The 511-nt window shown below is 35.2% G+C and carries 1 protein-coding gene; it reads right to left on the bottom strand.

Translation table 11 applies throughout. From position 1 onward, the window contains the following. Positions 1-511 (bottom strand): DUF874 family protein (locus tag IEY73_RS34965; protein ID WP_189083273.1); only part of this gene is annotated, 511 nt, incomplete at both ends.

Consider the following 511-nt stretch of genomic DNA (forward strand, 5'->3'; position numbering starts at 1 on the left):
TAGCCGCTGCTTCTATTTCTTTACTAATATCAGCAAATATTTTTTGAACGAACAAAAGGCTTTGAGAGGTTGAAAGGTGGGCTTGTAGTTTTCTCATTTTAAGCATTTTAGCTTGAGCTTTAGAGCGTATTTTTAGATTTTCTTTTTGCCATTCTTCTGTAACCTTAAAATCTCTAGGGTCTAGTTCTAAATAAGCGATAGAACTTGGTTTATAAAAATTCACTTGTTTAGCGATAGCTTTTTGCGAATAGGGCAGAGATTCTAATTCTTTTTGCAAATAAGCTATAAGCTCTTGTGCTTTTGATCCTCTTTGAGAGTGGGGTTGCTTGGAGTTTGGAAGGTGTTTTGGCTGGATAGGGGTTTGATTGGTTTTTGCAGGTTTAGGGGTTTTGCATTCAGCTTCTACTTCTATAGTAATGCCATCAATGCCAGCCTTAACTCCTCCTTTTTCAACAAAGAATTGACCATGATTTTCTTTGCAATTTTGTTCTACATATTTAATGAAATCTTT

The organism is Mangrovihabitans endophyticus, assembly GCF_014646155.1.
In the GTDB taxonomy this organism is placed as follows: Bacteria; Actinomycetota; Actinomycetes; order Mycobacteriales; family Micromonosporaceae; genus Actinoplanes; species Actinoplanes endophyticus.